This window comes from Streptomyces sp. NPDC088097, assembly GCF_044741845.1.
GTDB lineage: Bacteria > Actinomycetota > Actinomycetes > Streptomycetales > Streptomycetaceae > Streptomyces.
The window spans coordinates 96,077-114,582 of sequence record NZ_JBIUTJ010000018.1 but is presented as its reverse complement, the minus strand read 5'-3'; the positions used below and the strand labels follow the sequence as shown (position 1 = coordinate 114,582).

19 protein-coding genes are annotated in these 18,506 nt (G+C 71.7%); 16 read left to right on the top strand and 3 right to left on the bottom strand.

The window, feature by feature from the left end:
* Window positions 1-251 precede the first annotated feature (251 nt).
* The 8 genes from ACIOD1_RS31825 (at window position 252) to ACIOD1_RS31790 (ending at window position 6,989) form a co-directional block, all read left to right on the top strand.
* Window positions 252-905, top strand: coding sequence for an HAD family hydrolase (locus tag ACIOD1_RS31825; protein WP_365626208.1), 654 nt, complete (start codon window positions 252-254; stop codon window positions 903-905).
* 43 nt (window positions 906-948) lie between these two features.
* A complete protein-coding gene (locus tag ACIOD1_RS31820; protein WP_365626210.1) occupies window positions 949-2,166 on the top strand; it encodes an MFS transporter in 1,218 nt (405 codons plus the stop codon).
* Window positions 2,117-3,286, top strand: a complete 1,170-nt coding sequence (locus ACIOD1_RS31815; protein ID WP_401906232.1) for an acetoin utilization protein AcuC — start codon at window positions 2,117-2,119, stop codon at window positions 3,284-3,286. The genes ACIOD1_RS31820 and ACIOD1_RS31815 overlap by 50 nt, the downstream gene beginning before the upstream one ends.
* 81 nt (window positions 3,287-3,367) lie before the next feature.
* Window positions 3,368-4,198 (top strand): phosphatase, encoded by an 831-nt coding sequence (locus ACIOD1_RS31810; RefSeq protein ID WP_401906230.1) that lies wholly within the window; start codon window positions 3,368-3,370, stop codon window positions 4,196-4,198.
* 116 nt (window positions 4,199-4,314) lie between these two features.
* Window positions 4,315-4,524 carry a helix-turn-helix domain-containing protein gene (locus ACIOD1_RS31805; RefSeq protein WP_365626219.1) on the top strand — a complete coding sequence of 70 codons (210 nt, stop codon included), beginning with the start codon at window positions 4,315-4,317 and terminating at the stop codon, window positions 4,522-4,524.
* 151 nt (window positions 4,525-4,675) lie between these two features.
* A complete protein-coding gene (locus ACIOD1_RS31800) occupies window positions 4,676-4,774 on the top strand; it encodes a 30S ribosomal protein bS22 (RefSeq protein WP_003948845.1) in 99 nt (32 codons plus the stop codon).
* A gap of 95 nt (window positions 4,775-4,869) precedes the next feature.
* Window positions 4,870-5,919, top strand: a complete 1,050-nt coding sequence (locus ACIOD1_RS31795; protein ID WP_401906228.1) for an NAD-dependent epimerase/dehydratase family protein — start codon at window positions 4,870-4,872, stop codon at window positions 5,917-5,919.
* On the top strand, window positions 5,919-6,989 hold the full coding sequence (locus ACIOD1_RS31790) for a lysophospholipid acyltransferase family protein (protein WP_365626225.1): 1,071 nt from the start codon (window positions 5,919-5,921) through the stop codon (window positions 6,987-6,989). Before ACIOD1_RS31795 ends, ACIOD1_RS31790 begins: the two co-directional genes overlap by 1 nt.
* 111 nt (window positions 6,990-7,100) lie before the next feature.
* Here ACIOD1_RS31790 and ACIOD1_RS31785 read toward each other — a convergent pair whose 3' ends face one another.
* The 3 genes from ACIOD1_RS31785 to ACIOD1_RS31775 all read right to left on the bottom strand — a co-directional run bounded on the left by ACIOD1_RS31785 (window position 7,101) and on the right by ACIOD1_RS31775 (window position 10,724).
* Window positions 7,101-8,306 (bottom strand): DUF5667 domain-containing protein, encoded by a 1,206-nt coding sequence (locus ACIOD1_RS31785; RefSeq protein WP_365626228.1) that lies wholly within the window; start codon window positions 8,304-8,306, stop codon window positions 7,101-7,103.
* A gap of 254 nt (window positions 8,307-8,560) precedes the next feature.
* A complete protein-coding gene (locus ACIOD1_RS31780; protein ID WP_365626231.1) occupies window positions 8,561-9,361 on the bottom strand; it encodes an ECF subfamily RNA polymerase sigma factor, BldN family in 801 nt (266 codons plus the stop codon).
* 340 nt (window positions 9,362-9,701) lie between these two features.
* Window positions 9,702-10,724 (bottom strand): HAD-IB family hydrolase, encoded by a 1,023-nt coding sequence (locus ACIOD1_RS31775; RefSeq protein ID WP_365626234.1) that lies wholly within the window; start codon window positions 10,722-10,724, stop codon window positions 9,702-9,704.
* Window positions 10,725-10,825: 101 nt separating this feature from the next.
* Between ACIOD1_RS31775 and ACIOD1_RS31770 the strand changes: the two genes are divergently transcribed.
* The 8 genes from ACIOD1_RS31770 to hemB all read left to right on the top strand — a co-directional run bounded on the left by ACIOD1_RS31770 (window position 10,826) and on the right by hemB (window position 18,478).
* Window positions 10,826-11,113 (top strand): glutaredoxin family protein, encoded by a 288-nt coding sequence (locus tag ACIOD1_RS31770; RefSeq protein ID WP_401906223.1) that lies wholly within the window; start codon window positions 10,826-10,828, stop codon window positions 11,111-11,113.
* A 273-nt stretch (window positions 11,114-11,386) separates the two neighbouring features.
* On the top strand, window positions 11,387-12,235 hold the full coding sequence (locus ACIOD1_RS31765) for a redox-sensing transcriptional repressor Rex (RefSeq protein ID WP_365626238.1): 849 nt from the start codon (window positions 11,387-11,389) through the stop codon (window positions 12,233-12,235).
* Window positions 12,232-13,989, top strand: a complete 1,758-nt coding sequence (locus ACIOD1_RS31760) for a glutamyl-tRNA reductase (protein WP_365626240.1) — start codon at window positions 12,232-12,234, stop codon at window positions 13,987-13,989. Before ACIOD1_RS31765 ends, ACIOD1_RS31760 begins: the two co-directional genes overlap by 4 nt.
* The gene (hemC, locus tag ACIOD1_RS31755) at window positions 13,986-14,954 is read left to right on the top strand and encodes a hydroxymethylbilane synthase (RefSeq protein WP_365626243.1); all 969 of its coding nucleotides are present in this window, start codon (window positions 13,986-13,988) and stop codon (window positions 14,952-14,954) included. The genes ACIOD1_RS31760 and hemC overlap by 4 nt, the downstream gene beginning before the upstream one ends.
* Window positions 14,951-16,618, top strand: coding sequence for a uroporphyrinogen-III synthase (locus ACIOD1_RS31750; RefSeq protein WP_365626245.1), 1,668 nt, complete (start codon window positions 14,951-14,953; stop codon window positions 16,616-16,618). Before hemC ends, ACIOD1_RS31750 begins: the two co-directional genes overlap by 4 nt.
* 108 nt (window positions 16,619-16,726) lie before the next feature.
* On the top strand, window positions 16,727-17,086 hold the full coding sequence (locus tag ACIOD1_RS31745; RefSeq protein WP_365626247.1) for a hypothetical protein: 360 nt from the start codon (window positions 16,727-16,729) through the stop codon (window positions 17,084-17,086).
* A gap of 38 nt (window positions 17,087-17,124) precedes the next feature.
* Complete coding sequence (locus tag ACIOD1_RS31740; protein WP_365626250.1) at window positions 17,125-17,433, top strand: hypothetical protein; 309 nt, start codon at window positions 17,125-17,127, stop codon at window positions 17,431-17,433.
* A 43-nt stretch (window positions 17,434-17,476) separates the two neighbouring features.
* Window positions 17,477-18,478, top strand: a complete 1,002-nt coding sequence (hemB, locus tag ACIOD1_RS31735; protein WP_365626254.1) for a porphobilinogen synthase — start codon at window positions 17,477-17,479, stop codon at window positions 18,476-18,478.
* Window positions 18,479-18,506 lie beyond the last annotated feature (28 nt).

Genomic DNA, 18,506 nt, shown 5'->3' with positions numbered 1-18,506 from the left:
CCGGAAGCTAAGCCTTTCAGCGCCGATGGTACTGCAGGGGGGACCCTGTGGGAGAGTAGGACGCCGCCGAACAATCATTGTGGGAAAGCCCCGCATCAACCCTTACGGGTTTGGTGCGGGGCTTTTCTGCGTTTACGGCCAGAAATTCTTTCTGGTCGGCCCCGGAGGTGGGTGGCCGCGGGGGTACGGTTCGTCCGTTTACCGGCACGGAGTTGCCGTGAACCTGCGCTGACGACTCGTAGGGTGGACGGATGGGCTATGAGCTGGTCATCTTCGACAACGACGGCGTCCTCGTGGACAGCGAGCCGCTCTCGAACACCGTCCTCGCCGGTTACCTGACCGAGCTGGGACATCCGACCACCTATGAGGAGTCACTCCGCGACTACATGGGTGCCGCCGTGCACCGGGTGCACGACCTCGTCTTCGAGCGGACCGGGCAGCGACTGCCCGAGGAGTTCGATCACACGCTGAACCAGCGGACCTTCGCCGCCTTCGAGCGCGAGCTGAGACCCGTCGCCGGTGTGACCGAGGTGCTGGCCGAGCTGTCCGCGCAAGGGGTGCCGTACTGCCTCGCCTCCTCCGGGAGCCACGAGAAGATCAGGGCCGGGCACCGCAGTGCCGGGCTCGGGGAGTGGTTCGAGGAGGAGTGGATCTTCAGCTCGGAGGACGTCGGGCGGGGCAAGCCGGCGCCGGACCTGTTCCTGCACGCCGCCGACATGATGGGGGTCGCTCCCGCGCGGTGCGTGGTCATCGAGGACAGCCGGCTCGGTGTGGAGGCCGCGCGCGCCGCGGGGATGGACGTGCTCGCGTTCACGGCCATGACCCCCGCCGAAGGACTGCCCGGGGCCACCGCCTACTTCGGAGAGATGAAGGAGCTGTACTCCCTGCTCGGATTGGGTGGGTGATCGCTCTACCCACCGGTAGCCCGGGGGCCTACGCTGTGCCGGCATGACAGTTGACGTGCGGCTGCGGCGCGGGCGTGGCGCCCTCGGGTTCGGCTTCTTCGCGCAGGGCGTCGCCTTCGCCCTGCTGGTGACCCGTATCCCCGCGATCCAGGACCAGTACGGGATATCCGACGGGCTGCTGCCCGCCTTCCTCGCCGCCGTGCCCGTCCTCGCCGGGGTCTCCAGCGTCGCCACCGAGCACCTGGTCAAGAGGGTCGCGCCCAGTGCGGTGTTGAGATGGGCGCAGCCCGTGGTGCTGCTCGCGCTGCTCGGGGTGGGAGCGGGCACCACCATGTGGCACGTGGCCCTGGCCCTCGGGGTGTTCGGGCTCGCGGTGGGCGCGCTGGACGCCTCGATGAACATGCTCGGGGTCAGTCTCCAGCGGACGTACGGCCGCAGCATCATGTTGGGCTTCCACGCCTCGTACAGCCTCGGGGGGATCCTGGGGGCGTCCGCCGCCTGGGCGGGGGCGCACTGGCACCTGGCGCTCGTCACCGGATACCTGCCGGCGGTGGTCGTGCTGCTGCCGCTGGTGATCGTCGGTAGCCGGTACTACGTGGACGCGGTCACCGTGGACCGGGAGGGCGCGCAGAAGGGGCTGGGCATCGGGGGCGGGAAGCTGTTGCTGCCGTTGTGCCTGGTGATGGCATGTGCGTACATCGGTGATTCGACGGTGGCGAACTGGAGTGCCAAGTACCTCCAGGACGTGCTGGGGAGCTCCGAGCAGCTCGCGACGGTCCCGTACAACGTGTACATGGTGACCACCCTGATCGGGCGGGCCGCCGGGGACCTCGGGGTGCGCCGGTTCGGGGCGGTGGCCGTGGTGCGGGTGGGGTCGGTGGTGGCCGCCGGAGGGTTCGCGGTGGTCGCGGCGGCGCCCGGGGCGTGGCTGGGGATGCTGGGGTTCACGCTGTTGGGGATCGGGCTGTGCGTGATCGTGCCGCAGACCTTCGCGGCGGCGGGGCGGCTGTTCCCGGGGGCCTCGGACACGGCCGTGGCGCGGCTGAACATCTTCAATTACGTCGGGTTCCTGGTGGGTTCGCCGTTGGTCGGGGGGATCGGGGACGCCTGGAGCTACCGGGGCGCGATGCTCGTGCCGATGGTGTTGGTCCTGGTGACGCTGTTCTTCACCCGCTCGTTCGGCGCGGATCGGGCCCGATACGGTGTCGGACATGAGCGGCCGCGGGTTGTTGATGTGGGACGAGGCGGTAACGAGGTATGACTTCGGACCGAGCCATCCGATGGATCCGGTGCGCCTGGAGCTGACCATGGGCCTGGTGCGGGCCTTCGGGCTGGACCGGGTGATGGAGGTACGGGCGGGCCGCGCGGCCGGTGACTCCACCTTGAGGCTGGTGCACCGCGAGGACTACGTGGCGGCGGTGCGGGAGGTGTCGGCGGATCCCGGGGTGGCCGACGGTTCGTACGGGCTGGGGACCGTCGACGACCCGGCCTTCCACGGGATCCACGAGGCCTCGGCGCTGATCGCCGGGCAGTCGGTGGCGGCGGCGGAGGCGCTGTGGCGGGGCGAGGCCGCGCACGCGGTGAACTTCGCCGGCGGGCTGCACCACGCGATGCCGGGCGGGGCGGCCGGGTTCTGCGTGTACAACGACGCGGCGCTGGCCGTGGCCCGGCTGTTGGAGCTGGGGGCCGAGCGGGTCGCGTACGTGGACGTGGACGTGCACCACGGGGACGGGGTGCAGGCGGCCTTCTGGGACGACCCGAGGGTGTTGACGGTGTCGCTGCACGAGCATCCGCGGACGTTGTTCCCGCAGACGGGCTGGCCGGAGGAGACCGGAGGCGCGCAGGCGGAGGGTTCGGCGGTGAACGTGGCGCTGCCGGCCGGGACGGGCGACGAGGGGTGGCTGCGGGCCTTCCACGCGACGGTACCGGAACTGCTGGCGGACTTCCGGCCGCAGGTTTTGGTGTCGCAGCACGGGGCCGACACGCATTTCGAGGATCCCCTCGCCCACCTGGCGGTGTCGTTGGACGCGCAGCGGGCGGTCCAGGAGGCCTGTCACGAGCTGGCGCACATGCATGCGGAGGGCCGCTGGCTGGCGCTGGGCGGTGGAGGGTACGCGGTGGTGGACGTCGTGCCGAGGTCGTGGACGCACCTGGTGGGGATCGCGGCGCACGCGCCGGTGGACCCTTCGGCGGAGGTGCCGCAGGAGTGGCGGGAGCTGGTGTACGCGCGGACGCGGCAGCCGTCTCCGGCGCGGATGACGGACGGGCGGACGCCCGTCTGGCGGGACTGGGAGGCCGGCTACGATCCGGCGGACCGTACGGACCAGGCCGTTCTGGCGACGCGGCGGGCGGTGTTCCCGTTGCGCGGGATGCTGACCTGAGCGCATGCATCGTTACGCCAACTGTGGGGCTGTTCGCGGGAATTGAGGTGTTCCCGGGTCGGGTGCGGCAGCATCGGTGGGGTGTTGAGCACCGGAGCTTTGCGTGCGCATCTGCTGGCCGCCCGCCTGGCCGGGCCCGTCGCCACTTCGAGGGAGCGGAGCCTGCGGAGCTACCGGCTGTTCGCGGCGCGGGATCCGCGGGCGTTGCTGGGCCTCGATCCGGTGGGGTGCTGGGACGAGGGCGAGCTGCTGCGGTTGATGGCGGAGCGCTGCGGGGTCTCGGCGGACCCGGCGCACGTCAGCGGGCCCGACGTGATCGATCCGGAGCGGACGGTGGTGGCGCTGCGGGGCTTCGCCGAGCGGTTGGCGGCGGCGGCCGGGGCGCGGTCGCCCGTCCTGTTCGGGACGGGACACCCGGACCGGCTCCTGGGGTTCTACGCCGATCTGGCGAGGTCCTTGTCGGCGGCGGGATGTGTTGTCCTCACCCCGGCGCAGGGGGCGGGGGTGGACGTTCCGACCCGGTTCGGCGTACGCCGGCACCGTATCGATTACGTACGGGGGGTCGCACTGGTGCGGGAACCCGGCGCACGGTCGGGCGGGAGTGCCACCGGCGTGCACACCCATTCTCCGCTGCCGGTTCGGGTCGCCCTGGCGGCTCTGGCGGAGGCCGGGGGGCCGCTGCCGGAACTGGTGGTGGGTGACCACGGGTGGGTCTGCGGCGCAGGTCAGCTGGGCGTGGAGGCGATCGGCTTGGCGGATGTGGATGATCCGGCGCTGTTCGTGGGCGAGGCCGAGGGGCGGGTCGCGGTGACGGTTCCGCTTGATGACGCGGTGCGGTCGGACTACTACGCGCCGCTTACCCGCTTCGTGCTGGGGCATGCTCGCCTGCCGGGCCGTCAGGAGTGGCTGTAGCTCCTCTTCCCCACTCGTATCACACGCCCCTACTCTGGGGAGTGAGCGTGCGACGACGAGGAGTAACCGGAGGGGAAGCCGGTGCCCGTCACGCGCGGAAGGTCAAGGTGGGTGTCATGGCTGCTGGCGAGAGGCCTCTCAGTGAGGTTCAGTTCCTGACCGTGGCGGAGGTCGCCTCGGTGATGCGAGTGTCAAAGATGACCGTGTACCGCTTGGTGCACAACGGTCATCTGCCCGCAATCCGGGTGGGCCGGTCCTTCCGGGTCCCCGAGAACGCGGTCCACGAGTACCTCCGTGAGTCGTTCGTGGGGGTGCAGTCGGCCTGAGATAGGGGCTCGGGTCAGCCTGCGGAGGGCTCGGATTACAAGCTCAGACCTTGGGCGGGTAGGCTAGGCCGACGTAGGTCGTGTGGGCCCAGACGCCCCGCACCGATCCCCGCTAGCGCGGGGGTTTTTCGAGTAGTGAGCGAGGGTAGTCGTGGGCTCTGTAATCAAGAAGCGTCGCAAGCGGATGGCTAAGAAGAAGCACCGCAAGCTGCTCAAGCGCACCCGCGTCCAGCGCCGTAACAAGAAGTAAACGGCAGCTGTACGTGTTCACCGCAGCCCCCCCACCATCCTGGTGGGGGGGCTGCGGTGCAGCCGGGGAACTTCTTCGAGGGAGGCGCTGAGCTCGTGGGGAAGGTCGTGCTCGTCACCGGGGCAGCCAGACAGCTGGGGGGCCGGTTCGTCCGGCGGATCCAGCGGGACCCCGAGGTGGAGCGGGTCATCGCGGTCGACGCGGTGACGCCGCCGCACCGACTCGGCTCGGCCGAGTTCGTCCGTACGGACATCAGACAGTCGGCCATCGCCCGGGTGCTCGCCGAGCACGCCGTGGACACGGTGGTCCACTTGGCCGTCACGGGCGGGGCCGCCGGGGCGCCGGGGGCGCGGAGCGCCGTCAAGGAAACGAACGTCATCGGGACGATGCAGCTGCTCGGGGCCTGCCAGAAGTCCCCGACGGTGAGCCGGCTCGTGGTGAAGTCGAGCACCAGTGTGTACGGGGGCACGGCCCGGGACCCGGCCGTCTTCACCGAGACCACCCAGCCCAAGTCGCTGCCGAGTGCCGGTTTCGCCAAGGACGCCTCCGAGGTCGAGGGCTACGTACGGGGCTTCGCGCGCCGGCGGCCCGACGTGGCGGTGTGCGTGCTGCGCTTCGCGAACATCCTGGGGCCCTACGCGGACTCGGCGCTGGCCGAGTACTTCTCGATGCCGGTCATGCCGACGGTGCTGGGCTACGACCCGAGGTTGCAGTTCGTCCACGAGGACGACGTGGTGGACGTGCTGCGGCTGGCGTCGGGGGAGCCGACGCGCGGGACGCTGAACAGCGGGACCTTCAACATCGCCGGCGACGGGGTGCTCCTGTTGTCGCAGTGCTCGCGGCGGCTGGGACGGCCGACGGTGCCGTTGCCGCTGCCGGCCGTGACCTGGGTGGGTTCGGCGCTGCGGGCGGTCGGGGTCACGGACTTCTCGCCGGAGCAGATCCGGTTGCTGACGCACGGGAGGGTCGTGGAGACCACCCAGATGCGGGACACGTTGGGCTTCCGGCCGATGTACACGACCGCCGAGACCTTCAGGGACTTCGCGCGCAGTCGGGGGAACGGGTTGTTGCCGCCGGAGCGGGTGGACCGGGCCGTGGCGCGGGTGGCGGGGATGCTGAACGTAGACGAGGGAGTGGAGCGCTAGTGGTCGCGGACGCCAAGGTCATTCCGTTCGACGAGGACCGTCCCCGCCGGCGGGGCGGGGGCTCGGCCGCGCGGAAGGCGCGCTCCGCCCCGGCCCCCGTCCCGGCGTCCGGGGGTGCCTCGGGGCCCACGGCCGTACCGGCCGCGGTGCCGGTCGCGGCCGTGGCCGCGGTGGAGCCCGTCGACCGGGTCGAACCGGGCGAGACCGCGGCGGTGTCCGGCGAGCGCGGGGCCGGATGGGACCGGCGGATCGCGGGCGGGCTGGCGTTCCTGCGGCGGCGGATCACCGGGGACTACGAGGTCGACGAGTTCGGCTACGACGAGGAACTGACGGACCAGGTCCTGATGTCGCTTCTGCGGCCGCTCGCGGACAAGTACTTCCGGGTCGAGGTCAAGGGCATCGAGAACATCCCGAAGGAGGGCGGCGCGCTGATCGTGGCGAACCACTCCGGGACGTTGCCCCTGGACGGGCTGATGCTCCAGGTGGCCGTGCACGACCACCACCCCGCGCGGCGGCACCTGCGGCTGTTGGCGGCGGACCTGGTGTTCACGCTGCCGGTGGTGAACGAGATCGCCCGCAAGGCCGGGCACACGCTGGCCTGCGCGGAGGACGCGCAGCGGCTCCTGGAGGCCGGGGAGCTGGTCGGGGTGATGCCGGAGGGGTTCAAGGGCCTGGGGAAGCCCTTCGGGGAGCGGTACAAGCTCCAGCGGTTCGGTCGGGGCGGGTTCGTCTCGACGGCGCTGCGGGCGGGGACGCCGATCGTGCCGTGCTCGATCGTGGGCGCGGAGGAGATCTACCCGATGATCGGCAACGCGAAGACGGTCGCGCGGCTGCTGGGGGTTCCGTACTTCCCGGTGACGCCGACGTTCCCCTGGTTGGGGCCGTTGGGGGCGCTGCCGTTGCCGACGAAGTGGACGATCCAGTTCGGGGAGCCGATCCCGACGGACGGGTACGCGGCCGAGGCCGCGGAGGATCCGATGCTGATGTTCAACCTGACGGACCAGGTGCGGGAGCAGATCCAGCACACCCTGTACAAGCTGCTGGTACAGCGGCGGTCCGTGTTCTTCTGACCCGCGTCGTTCTTCTGATCCGGGTCGCCGCGTCTCGGGGGCCCCGCGTTCCCGCGGGCACACCGGAACGCCGGCGGGGCCAGGAGGCTCCGCCGGCGTTCGGCTGTGGTGCTATTCGGCGTCCTCCGCCTTGATGCCCAGGCCCGGGAGGAGACCCGGGAGGAGCGGCGGCAGGGTGATGTCCGGCTGGGGGAGTTCCGGGCCCGCGGGGGGCGGGCTGGACTGGCCTTGTGCCGGGGGGTGGAGCAGGTCGCCCGTACCGCCCAGGAGTCCGCCCGTGGCTCCGGCCGGTTGGCTGCCGGAGGGGCTGGGTGTGGCCTGGGATGCCGACGGTGTGGGGGCGCCCGGTGCCGGGGCGGGGCGTTGCTTCCCGGAGGCGGGGGTGCTGGGCCTCGCGGAGCCGGCGCCGCGTGTCTGTTCCGGGGGCTTCGGCAGGAGTCCCTGGAGCGGCGCCACATCGGCGTCTATGGCCTGGAAGACCGAACTCACCTCATCGCCCACGTCCGTGAGCTGCGGGGGGAGGTTCGACCGGAGTCGGCCCCACGCGTCGCGGTGGGAACGCGAGAACGAGGACAGCTTCTGGATCGGGCCGAGGGAGCCGTCCCGTTCGTAGGCCGCCTGGAGCAGCCGGTGGCCCTCCGACGCGTCGTGCTTCATCCCGGCCAGGGCGCGGCGGATCGCGCCCAGGGACTCGTGGTCCAGGGTGCCCGTACGCCCGCGTTCCATCAGCCTGCGGGCTTCGGACAGCCGGTTCGAGGCCTGGTCGAGGTAGAGCTCGCCCCGGTCCGCGTCCTCGTCGGTCATGCCCAGCTTCAGATCCTCCATGCCCCGTTTGATCGGGTAGAGGGAGTCACCGGGCAGGGCGTCCGTGCTGGCAGCGGCCACTCCGCTGAATGCCCCTGCGGCCACACCCACGGTGAGGCCGCCTGCCGCGATGCCCTTGGACCAGCGGGAGCGTGGCCGCAATTTCCGGAGCGAGGTCGCCCGGTGGGCGCCGCGGCCGGTCCGCTGTTCGGGCACCAGAGGGTCCGCGGCACTACCGCCGCCGGCCCTTTCCTCCATCACCATGGCCTCCATGGCGGCAACGAGCTGGGCTCGTTGCACCACTTTGACCTCGGGGTCCAGCACCGGGCGCGGCATTCTCTCGCCGAGCGCGTTCGCCAGGGCCAATAGCCGGGTGTGGTCGGCGGCAGGTTCGGCAGGTGCCTCGGACTGCTCGGCCGCCGAGTCCGGTTCCGAAAGAGCGGACGGGGTCCGATCCTCCAGGGCCTGGGCGAAGGCGTTCGCCCGCCGGTGCGGAGTCACGTTCGCGATCACTGGCGGCACCTCCTCTCGTCATGACGATCGACTCCCCAAGGTGTCCGGAAGGTTGCCTGCCTTGAGCACATCCACACTTTCGAGTGAGCGGCTTCAGGCAGGGCGTGTCCACAGGGAGCCTGCATTCCGCACAACGAGCGGCGCGGCACTTGGGTTACGGACGAAGGATGATCGGACCACAGCGTCATCGAGGGGTCACCGGTTGTGAGGTCGTTTTGTCGTGTAAGCGTCAGAAGGGGTGTCGCCGAGGGGTGTCAGCGGGCGTCTTCCGGCAGCAGGCGGGCCAGGGTGCGGACCGCCCGGTACTGGAGCGTCTTGATGGCGCCCTCGTTCTTCCCCATGACCCGGGCCGTCTCGGCGACCGAGAGGCCCTGGAGGAAGCGCAAGGTGACGCACTCCTGCTGTTGCGGGTTGAGTTTGCGCACGGCTTCGAGCAGCGCCGCGTTGGAGAGGGACTCCAGGACGGAGTCCTCCGGACTGCGCTCCACCTCGTTGGCGTCGAGCATCTCGCCGGTGGTGACCTCCAGGCGGAAGCGGCTGGACTTGAAGTGGTCCGCCACCAGGTTCCGCGCGATGGTCACCAGCCAGGCGCCGAAGTCACGGCCCTGCCAGGTGAAGGTGGAGATGCGGCGCAGCGCGCGCAGGAAGGTCTCACTGGTGAGGTCCTCCGCGGTCGCCTTGCCGCCGACTCGGTAGTAGATGTAGCGGTACACCGTGTCGCTGTACTGGTCGTAGAGGCGGCCGAAGGCCTCGGCCTCGCCGGCCTGGGCGCGTTCGACCAGGTCCATCATGCGGGCCTGGTCGCTGTCCGCGGTGGGGCGGCGTGCGGTGGGCGCGCTCGCGCCGGCCGCCGACCCCGTGCGGCCTCGTCTGCCCACCGTCGCCCCGCCGTCGGTCAGGGCATAGCAAGGACCGGCCGGACCGAGTCCGGCGGGGACGGCGGTGGCGAAGGCGGGGGCGGCGTACGCGGTGGGGACGAAGCCGCGCAGGTGGTCGAGGACCGTTGCGCGCAGCGTAGCCAGGCCCGAGGCGTCAACCCCGACAGGTGGGTACACGGGACTCCCAGAGGCAGAGCTTCCATCACGTGCAGTGCGGGACCGTTCACCCGTCGTGGCGACAGATGAGCGGTGGCATGCGTTTGAGGAGAATAACGCTTCGTACAGGCGGCGCTACACCCAGTTGCTGAAATCACCGCTTCCGACACTTCTGTTGCGTGTCCAGGGCATATTCAAGACGGGTTGGTGATCGATTCTTGATCACTTCAATACGCGGAATGCCACGTTCCGGAGGGGCCCGCGACCGAGTCGGGCATGCCGGAGTGCCGCGCCGACAGCGCGGGTAGAGGTGAGCGAATGCCGTCGGGCGGCCCTCGGAAGGGGCCGGGGCCCGGTGTTGCTACTTGCGGCGCCGGTGCAGGGCGATGGCGGCGGCCGCGCCGCCCGCCAGGGCGCCGACTCCGGCCGCGGCCGGGACGCCGACCTTCACGGCCTTGCGGCCGGTCCGATAGTCGCGCAGTCGCCAGTCGTTGGCGTGGGCATGCTTGCGAAGTTTTGTGTCGGGATTGATCGCGTACGGATGTCCGACCAGCGACAGCATCGGGATGTCATTGTGCGAATCGCTGTACGCGGCGCAGCGCGCGAGGTCCAGGTCCTCGGCGGCGGCCAGCGCGCGCACCGCCTCCGCCTTGGCGGGGCCGTGCAGCGGTTCCCCGACCAGGCGGCCGGTGTAGACGCCGTCCACGGACTCGGCGACGGTGCCCAGGGCGCCGGTCAGGCCGAGGCGGCGGGCGATGATCGTGGCCGTCTCCACCGGGGCGGCGGTGACGAGCCACACCTTCTGGCCGGCGTCGAGGTGGGCCTGGGCGAGGGCGCGGGTGCCCGGCCAGATCCGCTCGGCCATGTACTCGTCGTAGATCTCCTCGCCGATGGCCATCAGTTCGCAGACCTTGTGGCCCTTGACGATGGACAGGGCGCTGTCGCGCGCGTCCTGCATGTGGTCGGGGTCCTCGACCCCGGCGAGCCGGAACCATGCCTGTTGCCAGGCGAAGCGGGCCAGCTCGCGGCGGCGGAAGAACTCGCGCTTGTAGAGGCCGCGGCCGAAGTGGAAGATCGCGGCGCCCTGCATGACGGTGTTGTCGAGGTCGAAGAAGGCGGCGGCCAGGTCGTCACCGGGGACCGGGAACTCCGGCTCCTCGGGGGCCTGCGGCTCCTCCGGCTCCCGCGCCCGCGCGGCCTCGGGCCGGGGCGCGAGGGGTTCGGCGGCGTCGAGCGAGAGCTCCGGCGCAGGTGGGGCTTCGGTCTGTGGAGTCCGCGAGGACTGTGCGGTCTTGCGCGCGGCCTCGGCCGAGGCCTCGCCTGCCAGCACGCTCCGCGCCGTCGCGGAGCGCCTACGAGGGGTGAGCCATCCCAGAGCGGCCATGACGCGAGCATAGCCATTGTGTTCGGGACTTCCCGAACCGTCGGGAAACGGAGCGGTTAACACTTCGGGCGGCGCCGTCGCGCGCGCCGCCGCGCGGGACAATGGGGGGCATGAGCCCTTTGCTGCGCCGTAAGGAAAAGAAGCGTCCCGAGGAGCGATTGGTCACGCTCATCGGGAAGCCGGGGTGCCATCTCTGTGACGACGCGGAGGAAGTGATCGAGAAGATCTGCGCCGAGACGGGCGCACAGTGGGAGAAGAAGGACATTTCCCAGGACGAGGAGCTCTACCGGCGGCATTGGGAGCAGATCCCGGTGGTTCTGGTGGACGGCGAGCAGCACACCTTCTGGAGGGTGAACCCCGACCGCCTGCGGCGGGCGTTGGGCGCCTGACCGTTTCGCCCGTTACCATCGTGGGCGATTTATGCGGACTCGGGGGCGTATCGATGAGGAGTGTGTACGGTTTTGCCCCCTTCGGGATTTGAACGGGTTCGGCCCGCTCCCGGTGCGGTCCGTATGCACCCGACCCGCGTGACCCCGGTCACTTTGCTCGGACAAAGCGGACACAATCTTTGTGCACGCGTTCACAAAGACATAGCCTGCATTCGACGGGGCGGTCCTGGGACAAGTGGCCGCCTGCAGCCCCGCTCATCCCGCAGGAGCATCGTGGCAACTGGCCGAACTCACCGACCGGCGACCCGCAGCCGAGGTATTCCCGAGGCCACTGTCGCCCGGCTTCCGCTGTATCTGCGCGCCCTCACCGCGCTCTCCGAGCGATCGGTGCCCACGGTGTCCTCCGAGGAGCTCGCGACGGCCGCCGGAGTCAACTCCGCGAAGCTGCGCAAGGACTTCTCGTACCTCGGTTCCTACGGGACCCGCGGCGTCGGCTACGACGTCGAGTACCTCGTCTACCAGATCTCGCGCGAACTGGGCCTGACCCAGGACTGGCCCGTCGTCATCGTCGGCATCGGAAACCTCGGCGCCGCCCTGGCCAACTACGGCGGCTTCGCCTCCCGAGGCTTCCGCGTGGCCGCGCTGATCGACGCCGACCCGGCCATGGCCGGCCGGCCGGTCGCCGGGATGCCCGTGCAGCACACCGATGACCTGGAGAAGATCATCGAGGACAACGGCGTCTCGATCGGGGTCATCGCGACCCCGGCCGGCGCCGCGCAGCAGGTGAGCGAGCGGCTCATCGCCGCCGGGGTCACCTCCATCCTGAACTTCGCGCCGACCGTGCTGTCCGTCCCGGACGGCGTCGACGTGCGCAAGGTCGACCTCTCGATCGAGCTGCAGATCCTCGCCTTCCACGAGCAGCGCAAGGCCGGGGAGGAAGCGGCCGCCGCCGCGGCCTCCGGCGCCGGTGCGGGCGTCCTGGCGGGCGACGCGCCGGAGCAGGGCCCCGGCGCGGGCGGGGCCGCCCCCGCCGCCGCCGTCGAGCCGCCGGCCGGTCGGGCCGCCGCCGCCGCGCGCAAGGGCGGTCCCGAGGGTGACGTCCCGGCGGTGATGCCGGCATGAGTCTGCTCGTCGTAGGCCTGAGCCACCGCAGCGCCCCGGTCAGCGTCCTGGAGCGGGCCTCGCTGTCCGCCGACGCCAAGGGGAAGCTGCTGCACGACACCCTGGCCGCCGAACCGGCGACCGAGGCGACCGTGCTCGCCACCTGCAACCGGATCGAGCTGTACGCCGACGTGGACAAGTTCCACGCCGGTGTCGCCGAGCTGTCCACGTTGCTGGCCCAGCACAGCGGGGTCGCGCTGGAGGAACTCACGCCGTACCTGTACGTCCACTACGAGGACCGGGCGGTGCACCACCTCTTCTCGGTGGCGTGCGGGCTGGACTCGATGGTCGTCGGCGAAGGCCAGATCCTCGGCCAGATCAAGGACGCCCTCGCCCTGGGGCAGGAACTGCACACGGCCGGGCGGCTGATCAACGACCTCTTCCAGCAGGCGCTGCGGGTCGGCAAGCGGGCGCACTCGGAGACCGGGATCGACCGGGCCGGGCAGTCGCTCGTGACCTTCGGGCTGGAGCAGCTCGCCGTACGGACGCCCGTGACCGAGTGGGCCAAGGGCAAGCGGGCGCTGGTGATCGGCGCCGGGTCGATGTCCTCGCTGGCCGCGGCCACGCTGGCGCGGGTTGGCGTCGCCGAGATCGCGGTGGCGAACCGGACCGCGGAGCGGGCGGAGCGTCTTGCCGAGATTCTGGTTGCCTCGGGCACCGGTGTCGCGGCTCGGGCCGTGCCGATGGGGGCTGTCGCCGAGGAACTGACACGTGTTGACGTGGTCGTCTCCTGTACCGGCGCGACGGGCCTCGTCCTGACCGAGGACGACGTGGCCGCGGCCGTGGAGACGGGCCCCGAGGGGTCCGCCACGCCCGGAGCGCCCACGACCACCTTCGCGCCCGCGACGACGTCCGGAGCCGCGTCCGGGGCCCAGGCCGCCGGGCCGGGTCTCGGGGCCGCCGAATGCGCCGTGGAGGCCGCCGTCGTGGCCCGGCTCGTCGCCGCCGCCGAGGGTGGCCGCAGGCTGGCCGACGCCGGGGCCGCGCGGACCATCAACACCACTGTCGAGCGCGACGCCTGCCCCGTCGGGCTGGACGCGCTCGCCGCGGACCCCGCGCGCAGCGCCGACGGCCGCTCCGCGCTGACCGGGGTCGACGCCGGCTCGCTCGAACTGCACGGAACCTGGGCCGACCAGGGCGAGGCGGCCGCCCAGCGCCAGCCCCGCCGGACTGGCCGCAGCACTGTCGAGGGGGCCGCCGTGAAGCTGGCCCTGCTGGACCTGGCCATGCCGAGGGACATCGACGCCGCGGTGCACCGGATCCCCGGGGTGCGCCTCGTGGACATCGAAAGCCTGGCGGAAGCCTCCGTCGACGCCCCGATGGCCGTCGACGTGGACGCCGTACGCGGGATCGTCGCCGACGAGGTGGCCGCCTTCGGCGCCGCCCAGCGGGCCGCCCACATCACCCCGACCGTGGTCGCGCTGCGCGCGATGGCCGCCGAGGTCGTGGCCATGGAAGTGGCCCGCCTCGACGGTCGGGTACCCGATCTCGACGAGCGGCAGCGCGCGGAAGTCACCCAGACCGTGCGCCGCGTCGTCGACAAGCTCCTCCACGCGCCGACCGTGCGCGTGAAGCAGCTCGCGAGCGAGCCCGGCGGCGCCGGGTACGCCGAGGCGCTGCGCGAACTCTTCGACCTCGACCCTCAGACGGTGGCATCCGTCAGCCGGGCGGACGCGGCCGATCCGAAGAACGACGACCCAGGACGGGCATCATGAACACACGTCCCGACCAGCCCCTCAGGCTCGGCACGCGGCGGAGCAAGCTGGCCATGTCCCAGTCCGGGCACGTCGCCGAGGCGGTACGGGCGGTCACCGGCCGGCCCGTCGAGCTCGTGGAGATCACGACCTACGGTGACGTGTCCCGCGAGAACCTGGCGCAGATCGGTGGCACGGGCGTGTTCGTCACGGCCCTGCGCGAGGCGCTGGTGCGCGGGGAGGTCGACTTCGCCGTGCACTCGCTGAAGGACCTGCCGACCACCCAGCCCGACGAGCTGGTCATCGCGGCCATGCCGAAGCGTGAGGACCCGCGCGACGCGCTCGTCGCCCGTGACGGCCTGACCTTCGAGCAGCTGCCCGACGGGGCCCGCATCGGCACCGGTTCGCCGCGCCGCATGGCGCAGCTGAACGCGTACGCCCGGAACCTGGGGAAGTCGATCGAGACCGTCGCCATCCGCGGCAACGTCGACACCCGGATCGGCTTCGTCCACGCCGGTGAGCTGGACGGGGTCGTGCTGGCCGCCGCCGGTCTGAACCGGATCGGGCGCGGCGACGAGGCGACGGAGCTGCTGTCCGTCGACAACGTGCTGCCCGCCCCCGGCCAGGGAGCCCTGGCCGTGGAGTGCCTCGCCTCGAACGTGGAACTCATCGCCGCACTCGGTGAGCTCGACGACCCGCACACGCGGGCCGCCGTGACTTCGGAGCGTGCCCTGCTCGCCGCCCTGGAGGCCGGCTGCAGCGCGCCCGTGGGCGCGCTCGCCGACCTGCTGGCCGACGGGCAGATTGTCAATGAAATGCGCCTGCGCGGCGTCGTCGGAACCCTCGACGGATCCACGCTGGTGCAGCTGTCCACCACCGGTCCCGTGCCCCAGTCGTACGACGAGGCCATGGCACTCGGCCGTGAACTCGCGGACGAGATGCTGGCCAAGGGCGCGGCCGGTCTGATGGGGGAGCGGTCGCTTTGAACCCCTCAAGTTCCACCACCTCCGCCTTTCCGGGCGTCGCCGTCCGAGGGCTCGTCACCTTCCTCGGCGCCGGCCCCGGCGATCCGGGCCTGCTGACGCTGCGCGCCGTGGAGGCACTCGCCGCCGCGGACGTGCTGGTCGCCGAGCCCGACGTGCTCGACGTCGTACGGACCCACGCGCGCGCGGGTGTGGACACGCCGCAGCTCACGGTGGCTGACGAGAAGTCAGCAGCCGCCGGTGTCCCGGTGATCCGCGACACCACCAATCTTGTCATGGAGGCCGCGCGCGCCGGCAGGCGGGTGGTGCGTGCGGTGACGGGCGACCCCGGTCTGGACGGGAGCGCGGCCGAGGAGATGCTGGCCTGTGCCCGCGAGGGGATCCCCTTCGAGGTGGTGCCCGGTGTGGCCACCGCGGTGGGCGTGCCCGCGTACGCCGGTGTTCCGCTGCGCGGGGCCGACGGCGGTGACGTGCGGTTCGTGGACGCCCGGCACGCCTCGGCGCGCTGCTGGAGCGAGGTCGGGGCCAGCGACGGCAGCGTCGTCGTCTCGGCGACGCTGGAGACCGTCGCGAGCGCGGCGGCCGAGCTGGTGTCGGCCGGGCGCAAGCCCGAGACCCCGCTGACGGTGACCGTGGGCGGTACGACGACCCGGCAGCGGACCTGGAGCGCGACCCTGGGCACGATCGCCCAGGTGTTCAAGCAGGGCAAGGTGCTCCCCTCGCCCGAGGGCGCCCGACCGGTGATAGCCGTGGTCGGCGAGCAGAGCGCCGCCGCGCGGCGCGAGGAGATGTCCTGGTTCGAGTCGAAGCCGCTCTTCGGGTGGCGGGTCCTCGTTCCGCGCACGAAGGAGCAGGCCGCCTCGCTCTCCGACCAGCTGCGTTCCTACGGCGCGGTGCCGCACGAGGTGCCGACCATCGCCGTGGAGCCGCCGCGCACCCCGCAGCAGATGGAGCGGGCGGTCAAGGGCCTGGTGACGGGCCGCTACGAGTGGATCGCCTTCACCTCCGTCAACGCGGTCAAGGCGGTGCGGGAGAAGTTCGAGGAGTACGGGCTCGACGCGCGTGCCTTCGCGGGCATCAAGGTCGCCGCGGTGGGCGAGCAGACCGCGGCCTCGCTGGTCGAGTTCGGCGTGAAGCCGGACCTGGTGCCCAGCGGTGAGCAGTCGGCCGCCGGTCTGCTGGAGGACTGGCCTCCCTACGACCCGGTCTTCGACCCGATCGACCGCGTCTTCCTGCCGCGCGCCGACATCGCCACCGAGACCCTGGTGGCCGGGTTGATAGAGCTGGGCTGGGAGGTCGACGACGTCACGGCCTACCGGACCGTGCGCGCGTCGCCGCCGCCGGCGGACACCCGTGAGGCGATCAAGGGCGGCGGCTTCGACGCCGTGCTGTTCACGTCCTCGTCGACCGTGCGGAACCTGGTCGGCATCGCCGGCAAGCCGCACAACGTGACCGTCATCGCCTGTATCGGCCCGGCGACGGCCAAGACGGCGGAGGAGCACGGCCTGCGGGTCGACGTCCTGTCGCCGGAGCCGAGCGTCGGCAAGCTGGCGGAGGCCCTCGCGGCCTACGGCGAGGCCCGCCGCGACGCGGCCAAGGCCGCGGGCGAGACGGTGGCCCGGCCGAGCGAGCGCCGCCCGGGCGCGCGGCGTCGTCGTACGACGTAGGGACGAACGGTGGGTCGAGGGGCTCGGACGCGGCTGCGTCCGGGCCCTCGGTCGTATCTGAGTACGGGTGCTCATGTCAGGGTGGAGCGGGCCCGGTTGAGTGGTCCCATGACCGAGACCCAGACCCAGACCGATCGTGACCGCCGGGCCTTCGTGGCGCCGCTGGTGTCCACGCTCCTGACGCTGCCGCTGGCCCTGGTGGCGGTGTTCTTCGCCGGGATCTCCCCGATGGCCTGCGACGCGTGCGGGACGGAGGAGTCGCGGGCCTTCACCGACAGCTTCGAGACGGCCTGGCCCCTGCTGATGAGCGGTCTGCTGCTCGCGGGCGTCCTGTTGGTGGCGGACTGGTCCCTGCCCTGGCGGCGCGCGAACGCCGGCCGCCGCGTGGCCCTCGCCCTGGCCGCACCGGGCACGGTCCTGGTGGCCATCGCGACCTTTTGGGCCCTCCTCGACTGGCCGTCGCTGTAGGGTCCCGGCGGCTCGGGCTGCCTCCCGGGTGGGCGGACGTGGAGTCGGACGGCGGGATGGTGGCGCTCGTGCCGGGCCTGCTGGAGGACGCGGGCCACTCTCGGGCGCGGGCGTACGGGCCGCGGTACGCCGGGCATCCGGATCCGCGGGTGCGGAGCCGGGTGCCGGGGTTGTTCGACCGACCGCTGGACCCCGAGACGGCGCGGGCGGTGCGGGACCTCGGGCGGAGAGCGGTGGTGGTCGTGGACCGGTGGGGCGTCGGCGGGGGGCGGGTGCCGGGCGGGGTGGTCCGGTGCGAGTTCGCCGACCGGGAGGTACCGGCGGGGCGGCCCCGTGCCAGGGCCTAGGCTTGGCCGCGACTGCTGTCGATGCTCGAAGAGGCGACTGAGAATGAGCGCGTACGGATCCTTTCCCGGCTCGCGGCCCCGCCGGCTGCGCACCACCCCGGCGATGCGGCGGATGGTCGCGGAGACCCGGCTGCACCCGTCGGACCTGATCCTGCCCGCGTTCGTGCGCGAGGGCATCAGTGAGCCCCTCGCCATCTCGGCGATGCCCGGCGTGGTCCAGCACACCCGGGACACGCTGCGCAAGGCCGCTGTCGAGGCCGTCGAGGCCGGGGTGTCGGGGATCATGCTCTTCGGGGTCCCGGCGGACGAGAACAAGGACGCGCGGGGCACGGCCGGCACCGAGCCGGACGGGATCCTCCAGGTCGCGATCCGCGACGTGAAGGCGGAGGTCGGCGACGACCTGATCATCATGTCGGACCTGTGTCTGGACGAGTACACCGACCACGGTCACTGCGGGGTCCTCGACGAGCACGGTCGGGTCGACAACGACGCGACGCTGGAGCGGTACGCCGAGATGGCGCAGGTCCAGGCCGACGCGGGCGTCCACGTGGTGGGGCCGAGCGGGATGATGGACGGGCAGGTCGGCGTCGTCCGTGACGCGCTGGACGAGACGGGCCACGAGGACGTCGCGATCCTCGCCTACACCGCCAAGTACTCCTCCGCCTTCTACGGTCCCTTCCGTGAGGCCGTCGGCTCTTCCCTCCAGGGCGACCGCAAGACCTACCAGCAGGACCCGGCGAACGCCCGGGAGTCGCTGCGGGAGCTGGCGCTGGACCTGGAGGAGGGCGCCGACATGGTCATGGTCAAGCCCGCCGGCCCCTACCTGGACATCCTGTACCGGGTCGCGCAGGCGGTGGACGTGCCGGTGGCGGCGTACCAGATCAGCGGCGAGTTCGCGATGATCGAGGCGGCCGCGGAGAAGGGCTGGATCGAGCGCGACCGCGCCATCCTGGAGGCCCTCCTCGGCATCAAGCGGGCCGGCGCGGACACGATCCTCACCTACTGGGCGACCGAGGTCGCCGGCTGGCTGCGCGAAGCGCGCTGATCCGGGCCGCGCGCCCTCGGCGGCCGGC